Origin of the sequence: Bacillus sp. MM2020_4 (assembly GCF_011250555.1) — a bacterium.
In the GTDB taxonomy this organism is placed as follows: Bacteria; Bacillota; Bacilli; order Bacillales; family Cytobacillaceae; genus Neobacillus.
Genome location: NZ_JAANMZ010000100.1, coordinates 1 through 1,316, shown reverse-complemented (window position 1 = coordinate 1,316; position 1,316 = coordinate 1). Strand labels below are relative to the sequence as shown.

The 1,316-nt window shown below is 49.9% G+C and carries 2 rRNA genes; both read right to left on the bottom strand.

Annotated features, from left to right (window positions below):
- Positions 1-588: ribosomal RNA gene (locus tag G6554_RS25225) — 23S ribosomal RNA — on the bottom strand; the annotation flags it as partial.
- A gap of 195 nt (positions 589-783) precedes the next feature.
- Positions 784-1,316 (bottom strand): 16S ribosomal RNA (locus tag G6554_RS25220); the annotation flags it as partial.

Here is a 1,316-nt window from a genome sequence, read left to right as displayed (position 1 = left end):
GGGCTCTGACTACTTGTAGGCACACGGTTTCAGGAACTATTTCACTCCCCTTCCGGGGTGCTTTTCACCTTTCCCTCACGGTACTGGTTCACTATCGGTCACTAGGGAGTATTTAGCCTTGGGAGATGGTCCTCCCTGCTTCCGACCGGATTTCTCGTGTCCGGCCGTACTCAGGATCCACTCAGGAGGGAACGAAGTTTCAACTACAGGGCTTTTACCTTCTCTGGCTGACCTTTCCAGGTCGCTTCATTTACCCCGTTCCTTTGTAACTCCATGTTGAGTGTCCTACAACCCCAAGAGGCAAGCCTCTTGGTTTGGGCTATGTCCCGTTTCGCTCGCCGCTACTCAGGGAATCGCGTTTGCTTTCTCTTCCTCCGGGTACTTAGATGTTTCAGTTCCCCGGGTATGCCTTCTATACCCTATGTATTCAGGTAAAGATACTGTTCCATTACGAACAGTGGGTTCCCCCATTCGGAAATCTCCGGATCAAAGCTTACTTACAGCTCCCCGAAGCATATCGGTGTTAGTCCCGTCCTTCATCGGCTCCTAGTGCCAAGGCATTCACCGTGCGCCCTTTCTAACTTAACCTAAAAGGTTTGTTTCTCTATTAAATAGAGAGAAAACTAAAATGGCGATTACTCGATGTTTACTTTGCTTCTTCTTACGATTATCTAGTTTTCAAAGAACGATTAAAAAAAGCTTTGAGAGAATTGCACTCTCAAAACTAAACAAACAAGAAACGTCAACCTTATGATCAGTCCAAAAGGACTGCATTTTCCTTAGAAAGGAGGTGATCCAGCCGCACCTTCCGATACGGCTACCTTGTTACGACTTCACCCCAATCATCTGTCCCACCTTAGGCGGCTGGCTCCTTACGGTTACCCCACCGACTTCGGGTGTTACAAACTCTCGTGGTGTGACGGGCGGTGTGTACAAGGCCCGGGAACGTATTCACCGCGGCATGCTGATCCGCGATTACTAGCGATTCCGGCTTCATGTAGGCGAGTTGCAGCCTACAATCCGAACTGAGAATGGTTTTATGGGATTGGCTAAACCTCGCGGTCTTGCAGCCCTTTGTACCATCCATTGTAGCACGTGTGTAGCCCAGGTCATAAGGGGCATGATGATTTGACGTCATCCCCACCTTCCTCCGGTTTGTCACCGGCAGTCACCTTAGAGTGCCCAACTAAATGCTGGCAACTAAGATCAAGGGTTGCGCTCGTTGCGGGACTTAACCCAACATCTCACGACACGAGCTGACGACAACCATGCACCACCTGTCACTCTGTCCCCCGAAGGGGAACGTCCTATCTCTA